15 protein-coding genes are annotated in these 15,110 nt (G+C 66.2%); 8 read left to right on the forward strand and 7 right to left on the reverse strand.

Annotated elements, in window-relative coordinates:
* Nucleotides 1-95: 95 nt before the first annotated feature.
* The 4 genes from pyk to OKW43_RS29995 form a co-directional block, all read right to left on the reverse strand.
* Nucleotides 96-1,532, reverse strand: a complete 1,437-nt coding sequence (gene pyk, locus OKW43_RS29980) for a pyruvate kinase (protein ID WP_187635954.1) — start codon at nucleotides 1,530-1,532, stop codon at nucleotides 96-98.
* Between the two features lie 460 nt (nucleotides 1,533-1,992).
* A complete protein-coding gene (locus OKW43_RS29985; RefSeq protein WP_429451412.1) occupies nucleotides 1,993-3,186 on the reverse strand; it encodes a phosphoglycerate kinase in 1,194 nt (397 codons plus the stop codon).
* Nucleotides 3,187-3,464: 278 nt separating this feature from the next.
* Nucleotides 3,465-3,788, reverse strand: a complete 324-nt coding sequence (locus OKW43_RS29990; protein ID WP_187635952.1) for an AzlD domain-containing protein — start codon at nucleotides 3,786-3,788, stop codon at nucleotides 3,465-3,467.
* Nucleotides 3,785-4,540: an AzlC family ABC transporter permease gene (locus OKW43_RS29995; protein WP_187635996.1), complete on the reverse strand. Its 756-nt coding sequence runs from the start codon at nucleotides 4,538-4,540 to the stop codon at nucleotides 3,785-3,787. The genes OKW43_RS29990 and OKW43_RS29995 overlap by 4 nt, the downstream gene beginning before the upstream one ends.
* Before the next feature lie 228 nt (nucleotides 4,541-4,768).
* On the opposite strand from OKW43_RS29995, the gene OKW43_RS30000 reads away from it, so the two are divergent.
* From OKW43_RS30000 to OKW43_RS30025, 6 genes are all read left to right on the forward strand, one after another.
* Nucleotides 4,769-5,692 (forward strand): branched-chain amino acid transaminase, encoded by a 924-nt coding sequence (locus tag OKW43_RS30000; protein WP_187635951.1) that lies wholly within the window; start codon nucleotides 4,769-4,771, stop codon nucleotides 5,690-5,692.
* A gap of 74 nt (nucleotides 5,693-5,766) precedes the next feature.
* Entirely contained in the window at nucleotides 5,767-5,961 is a 195-nt protein-coding gene (locus OKW43_RS30005; protein ID WP_008920434.1) for a zinc-finger domain-containing protein, read from the forward strand.
* Between the two features lie 264 nt (nucleotides 5,962-6,225).
* Complete coding sequence (gene waaF, locus OKW43_RS30010; RefSeq protein ID WP_187635950.1) at nucleotides 6,226-7,251, forward strand: lipopolysaccharide heptosyltransferase II; 1,026 nt, start codon at nucleotides 6,226-6,228, stop codon at nucleotides 7,249-7,251.
* A gap of 167 nt (nucleotides 7,252-7,418) precedes the next feature.
* Nucleotides 7,419-7,865, forward strand: coding sequence for a nuclear transport factor 2 family protein (locus tag OKW43_RS30015; protein WP_187635949.1), 447 nt, complete (start codon nucleotides 7,419-7,421; stop codon nucleotides 7,863-7,865).
* Between the two features lie 60 nt (nucleotides 7,866-7,925).
* Nucleotides 7,926-8,978 carry a hydrolase gene (locus tag OKW43_RS30020; protein ID WP_429451416.1) on the forward strand — a complete coding sequence of 351 codons (1,053 nt, stop codon included), beginning with the start codon at nucleotides 7,926-7,928 and terminating at the stop codon, nucleotides 8,976-8,978.
* Nucleotides 8,971-9,546 carry a DUF2946 family protein gene (locus OKW43_RS30025; RefSeq protein ID WP_187635947.1) on the forward strand — a complete coding sequence of 192 codons (576 nt, stop codon included), beginning with the start codon at nucleotides 8,971-8,973 and terminating at the stop codon, nucleotides 9,544-9,546. The genes OKW43_RS30020 and OKW43_RS30025 overlap by 8 nt, the downstream gene beginning before the upstream one ends.
* A 28-nt stretch (nucleotides 9,547-9,574) precedes the next feature.
* Here the strand turns inward: OKW43_RS30025 and OKW43_RS30030 are convergent, their stop codons facing one another.
* A complete protein-coding gene (locus OKW43_RS30030; RefSeq protein ID WP_429451418.1) occupies nucleotides 9,575-11,308 on the reverse strand; it encodes a M48 family metalloprotease in 1,734 nt (577 codons plus the stop codon).
* Between the two features lie 187 nt (nucleotides 11,309-11,495).
* Between OKW43_RS30030 and moaC the strand changes: the two genes are divergently transcribed.
* Together moaC and OKW43_RS30040 are read left to right on the forward strand one after the other, a co-directional pair.
* Nucleotides 11,496-11,975 (forward strand): cyclic pyranopterin monophosphate synthase MoaC, encoded by a 480-nt coding sequence (gene moaC, locus OKW43_RS30035; protein ID WP_187635945.1) that lies wholly within the window; start codon nucleotides 11,496-11,498, stop codon nucleotides 11,973-11,975.
* A gap of 31 nt (nucleotides 11,976-12,006) precedes the next feature.
* Nucleotides 12,007-12,357 (forward strand): nucleotide pyrophosphohydrolase, encoded by a 351-nt coding sequence (locus OKW43_RS30040; RefSeq protein WP_187635944.1) that lies wholly within the window; start codon nucleotides 12,007-12,009, stop codon nucleotides 12,355-12,357.
* 53 nt (nucleotides 12,358-12,410) lie between these two features.
* On the opposite strand, the gene OKW43_RS30045 is transcribed toward OKW43_RS30040, so the two are convergent.
* Nucleotides 12,411-14,195 carry a PglL family O-oligosaccharyltransferase gene (locus OKW43_RS30045; RefSeq protein WP_429451421.1) on the reverse strand — a complete coding sequence of 595 codons (1,785 nt, stop codon included), beginning with the start codon at nucleotides 14,193-14,195 and terminating at the stop codon, nucleotides 12,411-12,413.
* 160 nt (nucleotides 14,196-14,355) lie between these two features.
* Complete coding sequence (locus OKW43_RS30050; RefSeq protein WP_429451423.1) at nucleotides 14,356-14,964, reverse strand: pilin; 609 nt, start codon at nucleotides 14,962-14,964, stop codon at nucleotides 14,356-14,358.
* Nucleotides 14,965-15,110: the final 146 nt, after the last annotated feature.

Below are 15,110 nucleotides of genomic sequence, written 5' to 3' on the forward strand. Positions count from 1 at the left end.
CCAGCGCTTTGGTGCGCCGTCGCACATGGACCATGCGTGCTGTGCCAGCCTGCTTCGCTCAATCAAGCCTGTGCCGATCGAGCAGTCCTGCCGGATCAGTACGGTTCACCGACCCGCACGATCTTCAACGTGTTGGTGCCGCCCGCCTGCCCCATCGGCTCGCCGACCGTCAGCACGACCATGTCGCCGTGCGACGCGTAGCCCTTGCCGACTACCGTTTCGAGCGCCTGCTGCAGCGCGGTGTCGCGGTCGGTGTTCGTGTCCAGATGCAGCGACGTCACATTGCGGTACAGCGCCATCGCGCGTTCGCTGCCGACGCGCGGCGTCAGCGCGAAGATCGGCACGTGGGTCCAGTGGCGTGACATCCACAGCGCCGTCGAGCCCGATTCGGTCAGCGCGACGATCGCCTTCGCGCCGAGGTGATAGGCGGTGAACAGCGCACCCATCGCGATCGACTGGTCGATCCGCGTGAACGTGCGGTTGAGGAAATCCTTGTCGAGCTCCGACTGCTCGGACTTTTCCGCTTCGACGCAGATCGCGGCCATCGTCTCGATGGTCTGCACCGGGTATTTGCCCGCCGCCGATTCCGCCGACAGCATCACCGCGTCCGTGCCGTCCAGCACCGCGTTCGCGACATCCGACACTTCCGCGCGGGTCGGCACCGGCGCGTGGATCATCGACTCCATCATCTGCGTCGCGGTGATCACGAACTTGTTCGATTCGCGCGCCATCCGGATCATGCGCTTTTGCAGCGCGGGCACCGCGGCATTGCCCACTTCCACGGCCAGATCGCCACGCGCGACCATGATGCCGTCCGACGCGTCGAGGATGCCTTGCAGCGCCGGAATCGCTTCCGCGCGCTCGATCTTCGCGATCATCTTCGGCTTCATGCCGTACGGCGCGCCGGCGATGTTCGCGAGCTGGCGGGCCATTTCCATGTCGGTCGCGTTCTTCGGGAACGATACCGCGATGAAATCGACGCCGAGCGACATCGCCGTGCGGATGTCCTCCATGTCTTTCGCGGTCAGCGCGGGCGCCGACAGACCGCCGCCCTGGCGGTTGATGCCCTTGTTGTTCGACAGCTCGCCGCCGATCTTCACGACCGTGTGGATCTCGTGGCCGATCACGCGCTGCACGCTCAGCACGATCAGGCCGTCGTTGAGCAGCAGCACGTCGCCCGGCTTCAGGTCGCGCGGCAGATCCTTGTAGTCGAGGCCGACGCGCTCGTCGTTGCCGAGCTCGCATTCCGCATCGAGGATGAACGGATTGCCGGTGACGAGCGTCGTGCGGCCGTTCTCGAACTTGCCGACGCGGATCTTCGGTCCTTGCAGATCGGCCATGATGGCGACTTCGCGGCCGGCCTGACGGGCCGCTTCGCGAACGAATTCGGCGCGCTGGCGATGATCGTCCGCGGTGCCGTGTGAGAAATTGAGCCGCACCACATCCAGTCCCGCCTGAATCATTTGCAGCAGGATTTCCGGCGTGCTGGAAGCCGGACCGATAGTAGCGACAATCTTGGTGGCGCGATGCATGAGTCTCCTCGTCTGGATAGGATCGCTGGAAAGAGCGCTGCGGGGCTGCTGCGGAGTCTGCGCATCGAACGATGCTGCCTGGGGTCGCGCGCCGGCTGTGGCCGATGTCGCTTTGTGGAGTAATGCAGGTGATGGGGGTAATGAGGGTGATGCGGTATTCGAGACCGGCGCATCGCGCGCCGGCGGGTCGTCGTCCTGCTTGCCGGAAGGCCCTTCCGGCTGGGCCGAATCGTCCTGGGCGGATTCGGTAGCGGCCGTTGGCGGCTGCGCCGCGTCGCCGGCGGGAGGCTGCTCCACAACCGCTGGCGCGGCCGCGCCGGCGGCCAGCGCCGGGTCGACCGTCGCCGGCGCACCGGCTGCGCGTGTCGCGCTCTCCCCTGCCGGTGCTGCCGCGTTACCGCGCGGCGCATTCGCGCCACGCGCCTTGGTCGACTTCGCCGATGGGGAGCGCGTCGCCACGTTAAGCCCGCGATTCCAGAACTTCGACCGCCGGCAGTTTCTTGCCTTCGAGGAACTCGAGGAATGCGCCGCCGCCCGTCGAAATGTAGCTAACCTGGTCGTGGATGCCGTACTTGGCGATCGCCGCGAGCGTGTCGCCGCCGCCTGCGATCGAGAACGCCGACGAGCGTGCGATCGCGTCCGCGAGCGTCTTCGTGCCGTTGCCGAACTGATCGAACTCGAACACGCCGACCGGGCCATTCCACACGATCGTACCGGCCTTCTCGAGCTGCGCGGCCAGCACCTTGGCCGTTTCCGGGCCGATGTCGAGGATCATGTCGTCGTCCTGCACCTCGGCGACGGCCTTCACTTCGGCCTTCGCGGTCGGCGAGAACTCCTTGGCCGTGACCACGTCGGTCGGGATCGGCACCGAGGCGCCGCGGGCCTTTGCCGCGTCGATGATCGCCTTCGCATCGTCGACGAGATCGGCTTCGGCGAGCGACTTGCCGATCTTCAGGCCGGCCGCGAGCATGAACGTGTTGGCGATGCCACCGCCGACGATCAGCTGGTCGACCTTCTCCGCGAGCGACTTCAGGATGGTCAGCTTGGTCGACACCTTCGAGCCCGCGACGATCGCCACGAGCGGACGCTTCGGCGCGCCGAGCGCCTTGCCGAGCGCTTCGAGCTCAGCTGCGAGCAGCGGGCCCGCGCACGCAACCGGCGCGTACTTCGCGATACCGTGGGTGGTCGCTTCGGCGCGATGCGCGGTGCCGAACGCGTCGTTCACGTAGATGTCGCAGAGCTTGGCCATTTTCTGCGCGAGCTCGTCGGAATCTTTCTTTTCGCCCTTGTTGACGCGGCAGTTTTCGAGCAGCACGACCGAGCCCGGCGCGACGTTCACGCCGTTTTCGACCCAGTTCGCGACGAGCGGAACCTCGCGGCCGAGCAGCTCGGCCAGACGCTTCGCCACCGGCGCGAGCGAATCTTCCGGCTTGAAGTCGCCTTCGGTCGGACGGCCAAGGTGCGAGGTAACCATCACGGCGGCGCCGGCGTCGAGCGCGGCCTTGATGGCCGGCACGGAAGCGCGGATGCGGGTGTCCTCGGTGATGTTGCCTTGATCGTCCTGCGGCACGTTCAGATCGGCGCGGATGAATACGCGTTTGCCGGACAGCTTGCCTTCGGCGATCAGGTCGGAGAGACGCAATACCTTGTTCATGGGCTTGAGTATGCGAGTTGATGAGAAGGCGGTGGCGGACAGCGCGCGGGGACGATGCGCGTCGAACTCCAGCGCTTCGGCCCAACGGCTCCGCGGGATCGGGCGCCGGCGGCCGGCCGCGACACCAGGCGCCTTGCTGTGGCGCGCTGAACCCGGAAAAGGCATTTTAACTGATCCAAACGGCCTTCTGACCCGCGGCCGAGCGAATGTCGCGTATTTGATCGCGAGGCCGACCATGCAGCCGCGCAGCATTCATCGCCGCACCGCGGGCCGGAGCGTCACAGGAACACGCGCATCAGTGTAAACACGACCATTCCGGTCACGATCGTGCCCAGCATGGTGCGTCGCCACAAAAACCAGCTCAGGCCGGCGAGCGTCGCATAAAGCTCATGGTTGGACGTCGCGAACGACATCCCTTCGGGCGTCGTCAGCACGTCGGGCACCACCACGGCGGCGAGCGCGGCGGCCGGCGCGTAGCGCAGCATCTTCTGGACGCGCGCCGGCAGCACCGTGCGCTCGCCCCCGATCAGAAACATCGCGCGCGTCAACGCGGTGACGAAGGTCATGCCGAAGATGGCGAGCCAGATTTGCGTGGAGGTCATTGGGAGTCTCCGGCGCGATCGTTCATGCCGCGGATGCGGCGCAGGTCGGCGCGCTCGATGATCAAGTCGGCCGCGCTGCCGGCGGCGATCGCCGCGATCACCGCGAGCGGCAGCGCGAGCCGATACGGCAGATCGAGTGCGAGCAGCGACACGATGCCGGCCACGCTGACCGCGACCATCGTCGAGCGAGTGGCGATCGCCGACACCATCACCGGCAACAGCGCGAGCGTGCCGGCGAGCGCGAGCCCCCAGTTGTCGGGAATCAGGCTCGCGAGCAGGATGCCGATGATCGACGACACCTGCCACGACAGCCAGCTCGACACCGCCATGCCCCAGAAGTACGCCTCCTTGCCCGGCACGTAGCCGGTCGGAAAGCTCTTCTTTACGAACAGCAGATAGATCACGTCGCCGTTGAAATAGCCGAGCACGATGCGCCGCCACATCGACAGATACGAGAAGTGCGGCGCGAGGCCGGCGCTGAAGATCACGAAGCGGGTGTTGACCATCGCCGCGGTCAGCAACACGGTCCACACCGGCAGCTTCGCGGCGAGGAGCGGCAGCACCGCCAGCTGCGACGAACCGGCGTAGCACAGCAGCGACATCGTCAGTGCCTGCGGCAGCGTGAGCACGGATTTGCTCATCGCGATGCCGGTCACGAGGCCCCAGGAAAAAATCGCCATCAGCGTGGGGGCGTAGGCGCGCGCGCCTTCACGAAAAGCGCGGCGATCGGTATCGGACAGTCGAGCGAGCATCGGGCGAAGGGAGCGGGCGCAAGGAACGCCGTCAAGAAGGCCAGGTCGGCGCGCCAGGTCGCAGGGCCACCCGCTGGCGCATCCGGAGTTGATTTATGCGTGCGCCGGATTATAGCGCCCGGGGTGCGCCCAAATGCCCGTTGCGTGTGCAAAAGACGCTAAAATAGCGCTCCCGGCTATGTCCTGCGCTCATGGCCGCACCTCATAACGCACCTGCTGGAGAACCGTATGTCAATGGCCGACCGCGACGGCAAGATCTGGATGGATGGCAAGCTCATCGACTGGCGCGATGCCAAAATCCACGTGCTCACCCACACGCTGCACTACGGCATGGGCGTGTTCGAGGGCGTGCGCGCTTACAAGACCGCCGACGGCGCGACCGCGATTTTCCGCCTGCAGGAGCACACCAAGCGCCTGCTGAACTCGGCAAAGATCTTCCAGATGGACGTGCCGTTCGACCATGAAACGCTCGCCGCCGCGCAGCGCGAAGTGGTCCGCGAGAACAAGCTCGAGACCTGCTATCTGCGCCCGATCATCTGGGTCGGCTCGGAAAAGCTCGGCGTGTCGGCCAAAGGCAACACCATTCACGTCGCGATCGCCGCGTGGCCGTGGGGCGCGTACCTCGGCGAAGAGGGCATCACCAGGGGTATCCGTGTGAAGACGTCGTCGTTCACGCGCCATCACGTGAACGTGTCGATGGTGCGCGCGAAGGCGTCGGGCTGGTACGTGAACTCGATCCTCGCGAACCAGGAAGCGACCGCGGACGGCTACGACGAAGCGCTGCTGCTCGACGTCGACGGCTACGTGTCGGAAGGCTCGGGCGAGAACTTCTTCCTCGTCAACAACGGCAAGCTTTACACGCCGGACCTGTCCTCGTGCCTCGACGGCATCACGCGCGATACCGTCATCACGCTCGCGCGCGACATGGGCCTGCAGGTGATCGAAAAGCGCATCACGCGCGACGAGGTCTATACCTGCGACGAAGCGTTCTTCACCGGCACGGCAGCCGAAGTCACGCCGATCCGCGAGCTCGACAACCGCGCAATCGGCGCCGGCGCGCGTGGCCCGATCACCGAAAAGCTGCAATCGGCCTTCTTCGACGTCGTGAACGGCAAGAGCGCGAAATACGCGCACTGGCTCGCGAAGATCTGAGCGACGTTTCGAGATGCGCCGCGCCGCCCAACGGCGGCGCACTGCAAGCCCTCCGCATACAACGAGAAAGTCTCATGAGCGAAATCAAGGAAATGCCGCTGGTCGAACTGTCGGCAAAAGATTTGCCGGCGTATTGTCCGAACCCGGCCATGCCGCGCTGGAGCGCGCATCCGCGCGTCTTCATCGACGTGTCGCACGGCGAAGCGCGTTGCCCGTATTGCAGCACGCGCTACAAGCTGCGCGACGGCGAAGTGATCAAGGGCCATTGATCCGGCGCAACGGGCGGTTCTGACCCGGCTTGGGCGGCACGAGGCGCGGGGCTCGGATCACGCGCTCGCCGCACCGCAGGCTCGATCGCGCGACCCGCACGACCCGCACGAACGGCGCAGCCGGGCCGCCGCCGCGCCGCCATCGCGGCGCGTGTGGGCAAACGGCATCGCGCCGCGCGGCTTTCCGCTTTCCCCTTTTACCCATCCGAGTGCCACGCGCATGGCGCGCGCGGCGCTTGTTATCGACACCGGACACTCACTTTGATGCGTCGCGCGTTGGTTATCGCACCGAACTGGATCGGTGACGCATTGATGGCGCAGCCGCTGTTTGCGCGCCTCGTGAAATTGCATCCGCGCATCGTCATCGATGCGGTCGCGCCCAGCTGGGTCGCGCCCGTGCTCGAGCGCATGCCGGAAATCCGCGACGTCTACGCGACCGATCTCGCCCACGGCAAGCTGCAAATGCTGCGCCGCTGGCAGCTGTCGAGCGATCTGCGCGACGTCGGCTACGACGCGGCCTATGTGCTGCCGAACTCGTTCAAGTCGGCGCTGATTCCGTGGCTGGCGGGTATTGCGCTGCGCATCGGCTACACCGGCGAGAGTCGCTATGGCGTGCTGAACGTGCGTCACGCGAATCCGCGCAAGGACGCGCGCCCGCCGATGGTCGGCCACTACGCCGCCCTCGCCTACGCACCCGGCGCCAAAGTCCCCGAAGATCTGCCGATGCCGCGCCTCGACACCGACCTGAACGAGGCGTCGCGCGTGTCGGCACGCTTCAATCTCGATACGCGCGTGCCGCTGCTGGTGTTCTGCCCCGGCGCCGAATATGGTCCCGCGAAGCGCTGGCCGCCCGAGCATTTCGCATCGCTCGCGCAGATGGTCGGCCAGTCGTTCCCGTACACGCAGATCGTCGCGCTCGGTTCGCCGAAAGACGCGCCGCTCGCGCAGGCGATCGCCGAGAAAGCGCCGAACGTGCGCAACCTGTGCGGCCAGACCGCGCTCGGCGAGGCCTGCGCGCTGATCTCGCGGTCCAATGCGGTCGTCACCAACGACTCCGGCCTGATGCACGTCGCCGCCGCGCTGCGCCGCCCGCTCGTGGCCGTCTACGGTTCGACCGATCCGCGCCACACCCCGCCCTTGTCCGAGCTCGCGAAGGTACAATGGCTTCATCTCGAATGCAGCCCCTGTTTTCAGCGCGAGTGCCCGCTCGGCCATCTGAACTGCCTGAAGCAACTGAGCGCCGAGCAGGTTTTCGGCGATTTGCGCGGCATGCTGCTCGCGCAGCGCTGAGCCGACTCATACTTGCACGCAACACCGCACGCCCCCGAGCGCGTCGCGTCATGTTCGCGCCTTGCGGCGCGGGCAAGCTGACGCCGGGGAGCGATGGTCCGGCGCTCTGGACCGTCCCGCTACCGCTGACCCGCAACCGCGCGCCGCGCACAAGAGACTGACGAGCCATGCCACGTTTTGCCCATATCTTCGAAGCCGCCGCCGATACCCTGAACGCCTACTATCAGGCCGTCGCCGAGGTCAATATCGACAGCTTGATGGGCTTGTGGATCGACGAGGAATTCGTCAGCTGCATCTGCGCGGACGGCTCGCATCTGCACGGGCTCGACAGCATCCGCCATGGCTTGCTGAGTCAGCTCGAAGCGATGCCGGTGTCGATCGAACCGCTCGACATCCGTGTCTACGACAGCCTCGGCACCGTCGTCTATGCGATTGCCGAAGCGCATCGTCCGGCCGACCCGACCGCCACGCCCGCAATGGTCTTCACCACCTACGTGATGGTCCACGAACGCGGCGAATGGCGCATCGCGCATATTCATGCGAGCGCGATGCCGAACGAGACCGCCAGCCAGTTCGCGACGAAGATGCGGCATGGCCAGGGCCCGCTGCACTGACGCGCGGCGCCGCTGCCGAGTCAGGTTCATGCTTTTTCGTTCTTTCGCTTGTCCGCCGGTATGAGTTCGACGCCCGATCAACCCGCTTCCCCAGGTACAGCGCCCGCCCAGATGGCGGCCGCCGTCGAGGCGACTGTCGAGCTGCTGTACCGCGCGCCGCTGTGGCTGCCGACCCGGCATGCGCAGACCATCGTCCCGTCGCTGTTCGCGCGCCGCCCCGCGGTGTCGTTTCGACGCGAACGCTGGGACACGCCCGACGGCGATTTCATCGATCTCGACTGGGTCGCGCATCAGAGCCCGCCCACCGATACTGCGCCGCTCTTCGTGCTGTTCCACGGCCTCGAAGGCAGTTCGTCGTCGCATTACTCGGCCGCGCTGATGGCAGCCGCGCGCGAATACGGCTGGCATGGCGTGGTGCCGCACTTTCGCAGCTGCAGCGGTCCGCTGAACCGGCTGCCACGCTTCTATCATCTCGCCGACAGCGACGAGGTCGACTGGATCCTGCGCCGCCTGCGCGCCGCGCATCGCGGGCCGGTGGTCGCGGCGGGCGTGTCGCTCGGCGGCAACGTGCTGCTGCGCTGGCTCGGCGAGCGGCAAGACGATGCGACGCGGGTGGTAGCGGCCGCCGCCGCGATTTCGACACCGATCGACGTCCATGCGGGCGGCCGCGCGCTGTCGCAGGGCTTCGGCCTCGTCTACACACGCAGCTTCCTGAAGACGCTGAAACAGAAGGCCAACCAGAAGCTCGAGCAGTTCCCCGGCCTGTTCGACCGCGACGCGATGCTCGCGAGCCGCACGATGTACGAGTTCGACAACGTCGTGACCGCGCCGCTGCACGGCTTTCGCAATACCAACGACTACTGGAGCACCGCGACGACCCGTCCGCTGCTGCCGCACATTCAGGTGCCGACCCTCGTGCTCAACGCGCGCAACGACCCTTTCCTGCCGGCCGAAGCGCTGCCGTCGCGGCATGACGTGTCGGCCGCGGTCGAGCTTGATCAGCCTGAGCACGGCGGCCACGCGGGTTTCATGACCGGGCCGTTCCCGGGCCGCATCGACTGGCTGTCGCGGCGCGTGTTCGGCTACCTGGAGCGACACGTCGATCATGGATGACATCGTTAGACAGGCGCTGGCCAAATGGCCGAACGTGCCGAGTTGCACCGGCTGGCTGATGCTCGACCGGCGCGGTAACTGGCGCATGCGCGACGAAGCGGCCCAGGCGAGCGGCGCGCCCGGCGCACCGATCCGGCACGAGGCGTTGCTTGGCTTCATCAACCGGAACTACGAGGTCGATGAGCGCGGGCAGTGGTTTTTCCAGAACGGGCCGCAGCGCGTATACGTCGAGCTGGCTTATACGCCGTGGGTGGTCAGGTTGTCCGCGCACGCGGATGGAACGCTCGCGCTGCACGATCAGGGCGGCGGCGCGTTCGAACCGGCGGCGGTGTTCGTCGACGAAGACGGCGGCATTCTGTTCATCGATCGCTCGCAGCCGGCACGCATCGCGGTGCTGCACGATCATGACCTGGAGATCTTCTCCGATCACGCGACGCTCGCCGACGATGACTCATTGAGCGGCGCATTCCACTGGAGCGCTCAGCTCACACTGCCGCTACAAAGCGTGCGACGCGATCAGGTGGCCGCGCGCTTTGGCTTCGTCGCGAGTCCGGCGGCGCAGGTCTGACGCGCATACCGGCGCGCGCTCACGGGCCCTACCCCTTCTCGTCGAGCCGCTCCTCCTTGTAGCGGTTCTCCATCTCGTGCAGGCGAGCGTCGACGGTCGCGAGGTCGTAATAGCCGATCGTCTTCAGGTCGCGGGCGTCCTTCAGCTGCCGGATCGCCGATGGCCACGCCCCGTCCAGCGCGAACTTCTCCGCCATCGCGCGATGCTGCGTCAACGCATCGCCGCTGCCCGCGCTCGCCTGCGCGAGATACGGCCACCACGCGGGTTGATCGGGATGCGCCCGGGTTTCCTGCGTCGCGAGCGCCTGCGCGTCGGTGAAGCGGTGCAGCGTCAGCAGCGTGCGGATGTGCATGTCGATCGCGGCGTTCGATTGCGGCCAGCGCTGCTGCGCGAACTCGGCGAGACGCGCGGCTTCGTCGGCGTGACCGGCGCACCGCGCGATGTCGGCCGCGAGCACGTCGAGGCTTGTCGAAGTGCGCTCGGGCTCGCCTTGCGCACGCGCGCCCGCGACGAACATCGCGCGCGCGTTCGCGAGCGAGGCCACCGCGTCGTCGTAGCGCTCGAGCAGCATCTGCCCGTACGCGATGCCGTACCAGTTCGCCGCGACGTTCAGCGCGGTGCGGTCGTCGATTTCCGAGCGCAGCCGCGAAATCTCGTCCGCGTATTCGTTGCGCGAATGGTCCTGCAACAGGCGCGAGCGCGCCCGCACGAAGCCGTATTCGGCGTCCTGATGCGGTTGCCGGTACGGCGAGCGGCGTGCGCGGTCCTCCATATCGGCGATCCGCTCGCCGGTCAGCGGATGCGTTCGCGCATAGGCCGGAATGCCGTTTTCGTTCATCGCCGCGCGGTCGAGCCGGTGGAAGAACGTCGGCATCGCGTAAGGATCGTAGCCGGCGCCGGCGAGCAGCAAAAAGCCGACGCGGTCCGCTTCCTGTTCGGCCGATCGCGAGAAGCGCAGCTGGCTATCGACCGCATACGCCTCGCTGCCGAGCGCGATCGCGCTGCCGAGGTCGCCGCTATGCGCGAGAACGCCAGCCAGCACGCCGAACAGCACACCGACGAGCGCCGCGTAGCCGCCGCGCTCGCCATTCGAGATCATCCGCGAGATGTGCCGCTGCAGCACGTGCCCCATCTCGTGACCCAGCACCGACGCGAGCTCGGATTCGGTCTGCGTCGTGACGATCAGCCCCGTGTTCACGCCGATGAAACCGCCCGGCAACGAAAACGCGTTGATCTGCGCGTCGCGCACCGCGAACAGTTCGAAGTCCGGTCGATAGCCGCCGATGTAAAGCGCGCCGGCCGCCGCCGCGAGCTTGGCCGAGACCGAATTCAGGTAGTCGCGCACGAGCCAGTCGTCGAGATAGTCGGGGTCGCGGCGTATCTCGCGCATCACGCGCTCGCCGAGCTTGCGCTCGGCCTGCGGGGTCAGCGAGCCGGCGCCGCCGCTGCCGAGATCAGGTAATTGCTGTGCGACGATCGGTGCGCGCCAGTCGCCGCCGCCATTGTCGCCGCCGTTGCCGCCGTTCCCACCGCCATTGGAAAAGCGGCTTTGGGCACCGCCGTAGGTGCCGAACACGCCGCGCGCGATGTCGGGCGGCAGGATCGGATCGACACGCGCGTCGCTCGGGCCGCTGACGAGCGGCGCCTCGGACGGTGTCGTTCGCGGCGCGATGGCCGCCTCGCCGGTCGATTGCGCGAATGCGCCCGGTGGCATAGCGAGCGCGACGGATAGCCATGCAGCAAGGAACCGTTTTGAATGCATCGCGAAGCCGGTCTGACGAAGTCGAAAAACGCCGCCCACGGCCCGGACTAAGATAACGGGCAAGGGCGTCGCAGGACGCGTACGAGGCAAAACGCAGAGCACGACACAGCGCAGGTGTAATCAGTCGCCGCGACGATTCGGGGTCGCGCCGCACTGCTATGATAGGCGCCCTCTGAAGGAGTCAACCATGCCTGAACTCACTCATTTCGATGCGGCCGGTGACGCGCATATGGTGGACGTCGGCGGCAAGCAGGAGACCAGGCGCGTCGCGATCGCGCGCGGCTCGATCCGCATGCTACTCGACACTTTCGCGCTGATCCGCGACGGCAACGCCAAAAAGGGCGACGTGATCGGCGTCGCGCGGATTGCGGCGATCCAGGCCTCGAAGCGCACCGCCGATCTGATTCCGCTGTGCCATCCGCTCGCGCTGACACGCGTGAAGGCCGATTTCGAGCTCGACGAGCAGATGCCGGGCGTGCATTGCACGGTTCAGGTCGAGACGTTTGGACGCACGGGCGTCGAAATGGAGGCGCTTACCGCCGTGCAGGTTGGGCTGTTGACCGTGTACGACATGTGCAAGGCGGTCGATCGCGGCATGACCATCACCGACGTGAAGGTGATGGAAAAGCATGGCGGGAAGTCGGGAGATTGGGTCGCGCAAAGTTGAAGCGCGGTTCGGCAACTATCCGGGTAGCGAAATGACCATCGACGACCTGCTCAAGCAGCTACTGGCGTTTCGCGACGCGCGCGACTGGCGGCAGTTTCACACGCTGCGCAATCTGATCGTCTCCACCGGCATCGAAGCCGGCGAGCTTCTGGAGACGATCCAATGGAAAACCGACGCGCAGATCGACGCACTGCTCAGCGATTCCGCGCAATCGACGAACCTCAGGCACGAGTGCGCCGACGTGTTCATGTATCTGCTGCTGGTCGCCCACACTGCGGGCTTCGATCTCGTCGACGCAGCAGCGGAAAAACTGAAGCTGAACGAAGCGCGCTACCCCGTCGACAAGGCAAAAGGCACCGCCGCGAAGTATTCCGAGCTTTGAACTCTGAAGCACGGAAGCCGCGGCGGCAGCACGCCTAAGCTGGCGCGGCACCATCAATCGTCGCCGCTGTCGTCGTCCGGCGTTGCATCGGGCGCCGGCGTGCCGTAGCGCTTAACCAGTTGCTCCTTGAATCCCGCGAGCGACTTCTGCTCGTCGACGAGTTCGTACAGATAGCCGAGCTGCGCCGGCCAGTCCTTCAGTTCCTCGGCGAAGATCCGCAAGCGTTCGACCGTATCGAGCGCCGCCGCGGTATCGCCGGTCAACGCTTGCAGCACCGCATAGCGACGCAGCACCGTCTCGCCCGGCAACAAAGCGATGGCCTGCTTGTGCATCGCGAGCTTGCGTTGCAGGTTCAGCGGATTCATCGGCTGCAGCGTCGCGAGACCGTATTCGCCCCATGCGCCGAACATCAACGACGGATCGGCGCTGTACTGCTCGGCCGGACGCGCGCCGTAGTACAGCACTTCGGCGCGCGCATAGTCGCGATACACCGAATACAGCGCGGCGAGTCCGCCAAACACCACGACCGCGAATGCGCCGAACGACAGGTTCGCGGGCACCGCGCGCAACGGCCGCGTGTCGAGCAGGCCGAATACGAACATCGCGGGCAACAGGAAGAACATGTACTGCTGCGGATACTCGACGAGCGCATGCATCGTCAGCACGCCGATCAGCGCGATGCCGAATACGCGCGCCGCGCTTTGCGGCGCACGCACGACGCGCACGAGCCATGCGACGAGGCCCACGAGCACGATGCCGAGACCGATCAGACCGGTTTTCGCGAGCAGGTCGACGAAGATGTCGTGCGAGTTGTTGGCGATCTCGACGCCGCCCAGTTGCTTGACGAGCTCGAACTGATAGCTCGGAAATTCGCCCCAGCCGACGCCGAGCAGCGGATGCTGCTTGAACATCGTCCAGCCGTATTTCCACAGTGCGAGGCGCGGCGCGATCTGGCCAGCGTCCTGGAAGCGCTCGGCCGCCGACTGTCCGAGTTCGAGGTGATAGCGCACGTTGGCCCAGCGGATCAGCGCATTGATCACGAAGAACAGCACCGCGAGCGCGATCGGGACCAGCCATTCACGGTTGCTGCGGCGCAGTTGCGGTTCGTTGCGCGTCTGCGCGAAGGCCATCCAGAAGCCGGCCACGACGATCACACCCATCTGCAGCCACGGACCGCGCGACACGGTCAACGCGAGGCCGACCGAGAAAATTGTCGACACCAGCAGCCAGATCGGCACCGCGATGCGGCGCGTCTGCACGAGATACAGCGCTCCGGCCATCGCGAACGCGATATACGTCGCGAGGTGGTTCGCCTGCGCCATGTTGCCGAACGGCCGGCGCTCGACGGTCACGTTATACGCGACGACGAGCGGAGCCACGCGCGTCTCGAGGTGAAACAACTGGATCATCTGGCTGAACACCGCGAACAGACCGCCGACGATCAATGCCCCCGCCGCCCAGCGCAACGCGGTCTCGTCGAGCTTCACGCGCGCGAAGCCGTAGCCCACGTGCACAGCCATCCACGCGGCAAGCAGGAAGCCCGCGCCGAGCCAGTTCATCGACGGCTCCGCGACCGGCAGCACCAGCGTCTGCACGACCAGCACGAGGCCGAACAGCAAAGGCACGAGCGCAACGATGGGCGACGCGAAAGCCACGCGCGGCCGCGTGGTCGCGACAAGCAGCACGACGGCCGCTCCAGTCAGCAGATACAGCGCGAGTGCGGTGAATTCGGCGTAGAAGGTTGGGATCGGATACGTATGGTTGGCAACCGCATAGGGCAGGATCAACGCAAGAGCCAGCAGTACGAGAGACAGGTAGCGCGCGAAAGGGGTGGGCATCGAATCAACGGTGGGCGTCAGCAACCGGCGCACTATACAAAAAATTCGTTGCACTGTGCGCCGGCCCGGCCGAAATAGGCTGAAAATCAGCCTTTTACGTTGTGGTTCGAGTCATCCAGTCAGCGCTCGGTCGCTGTCTCGTCGCTGACTTGTTTGCCACTTACGAACGGCATTCGGGCGGCGCCAGATTCGCCGCGAGCGTCGACGCTTCGATCGGCATCGGCCCCGAGCCCGGCGCCGGCAACGACGACGCGTTCTTGCCACTCGCAAAGCATTCCCACGTCAGCGCGCCGGTCTGCACCGCGTCCTTGCTCAACGCGACGCGCGCGCTCGGCGCATCCGCGTTGTCCGGCACCGAGGGCACCAGCGTCAGCGTGTTCGCAGCGGCCTGCGCGACGCGCGTCGAGTACGTGATCGTGATCTGGCCGGTGTCGTCGTCAATCTGGATGGACTCGACGTTGCGCGTGGCGGGCGGCGACGCATAACCGCCGCTGAAGGCGTTGCCGCTCGCGGCGTTTTCGGCCACCGCGAGCCGCGCCGACGCCGCGAGCGACAAGCCCTCGCCGACCCGGCTGCGCGCCAGATAGTCCTGATACGCGGGAATCGCATAGGCGGCGATCACGCCGACGATCGCGAGCACGATCATCAGTTCGATCAGCGTGAAGCCGACGCCGCAGCGGCGGCAGATGCGCGCGAACCAGCTCGCCCGCCAGCGTGCACGGCGCGACGGGGATTGGGAGTACGGGGAATACGGCAGGGTAACGATCATCGGCAGACTCCTGATACGAGAAACGCCTGGCCCGTGGATCGGGAACAGGCGTTTTTATCGTAGCGAGCGAGGCTCACGCGTCACAGTCAGCCGGATGGCCAGGCTTGCGCTCGGACGGCATCACCGTTTAGGCAGCGGCAGCGCCA

The organism is Paraburkholderia sp. WC7.3g (genome assembly GCF_050436345.1).
GTDB classification, from domain to species: domain Bacteria; phylum Pseudomonadota; class Gammaproteobacteria; order Burkholderiales; family Burkholderiaceae; genus Paraburkholderia; species Paraburkholderia podalyriae.

Bases quoted from the DNA above. Each gene is read 5' to 3' on its own strand.
- pyk (WP_187635954.1), bottom strand. From the start codon at position 1,532: ATGCATCGCGCCACCAAGATTGTCGCTACTATCGGTCCGGCTTCCAGC.
- OKW43_RS29985 (WP_429451412.1), bottom strand. From the start codon at position 3,186: ATGAACAAGGTATTGCGTCTCTCCGACCTGATCGCCGAAGGCAAGCTG.
- OKW43_RS29990 (WP_187635952.1), bottom strand. From the start codon at position 3,788: ATGACCTCCACGCAAATCTGGCTCGCCATCTTCGGCATGACCTTCGTC.
- OKW43_RS29995 (WP_187635996.1), bottom strand. From the start codon at position 4,540: ATGCTCGCTCGACTGTCCGATACCGATCGCCGCGCTTTTCGTGAAGGC.
- OKW43_RS30000 (WP_187635951.1), top strand. From the start codon at position 4,769: ATGTCAATGGCCGACCGCGACGGCAAGATCTGGATGGATGGCAAGCTC.
- OKW43_RS30005 (WP_008920434.1), top strand. From the start codon at position 5,767: ATGAGCGAAATCAAGGAAATGCCGCTGGTCGAACTGTCGGCAAAAGAT.
- waaF (WP_187635950.1), top strand. From the start codon at position 6,226: ATGCGTCGCGCGTTGGTTATCGCACCGAACTGGATCGGTGACGCATTG.
- OKW43_RS30015 (WP_187635949.1), top strand. From the start codon at position 7,419: ATGCCACGTTTTGCCCATATCTTCGAAGCCGCCGCCGATACCCTGAAC.
- OKW43_RS30020 (WP_429451416.1), top strand. From the start codon at position 7,926: ATGAGTTCGACGCCCGATCAACCCGCTTCCCCAGGTACAGCGCCCGCC.
- OKW43_RS30025 (WP_187635947.1), top strand. From the start codon at position 8,971: ATGGATGACATCGTTAGACAGGCGCTGGCCAAATGGCCGAACGTGCCG.
- OKW43_RS30030 (WP_429451418.1), bottom strand. From the start codon at position 11,308: ATGCATTCAAAACGGTTCCTTGCTGCATGGCTATCCGTCGCGCTCGCT.
- moaC (WP_187635945.1), top strand. From the start codon at position 11,496: ATGCCTGAACTCACTCATTTCGATGCGGCCGGTGACGCGCATATGGTG.
- OKW43_RS30040 (WP_187635944.1), top strand. From the start codon at position 12,007: ATGACCATCGACGACCTGCTCAAGCAGCTACTGGCGTTTCGCGACGCG.
- OKW43_RS30045 (WP_429451421.1), bottom strand. From the start codon at position 14,195: ATGCCCACCCCTTTCGCGCGCTACCTGTCTCTCGTACTGCTGGCTCTT.
- OKW43_RS30050 (WP_429451423.1), bottom strand. From the start codon at position 14,964: ATGATCGTTACCCTGCCGTATTCCCCGTACTCCCAATCCCCGTCGCGC.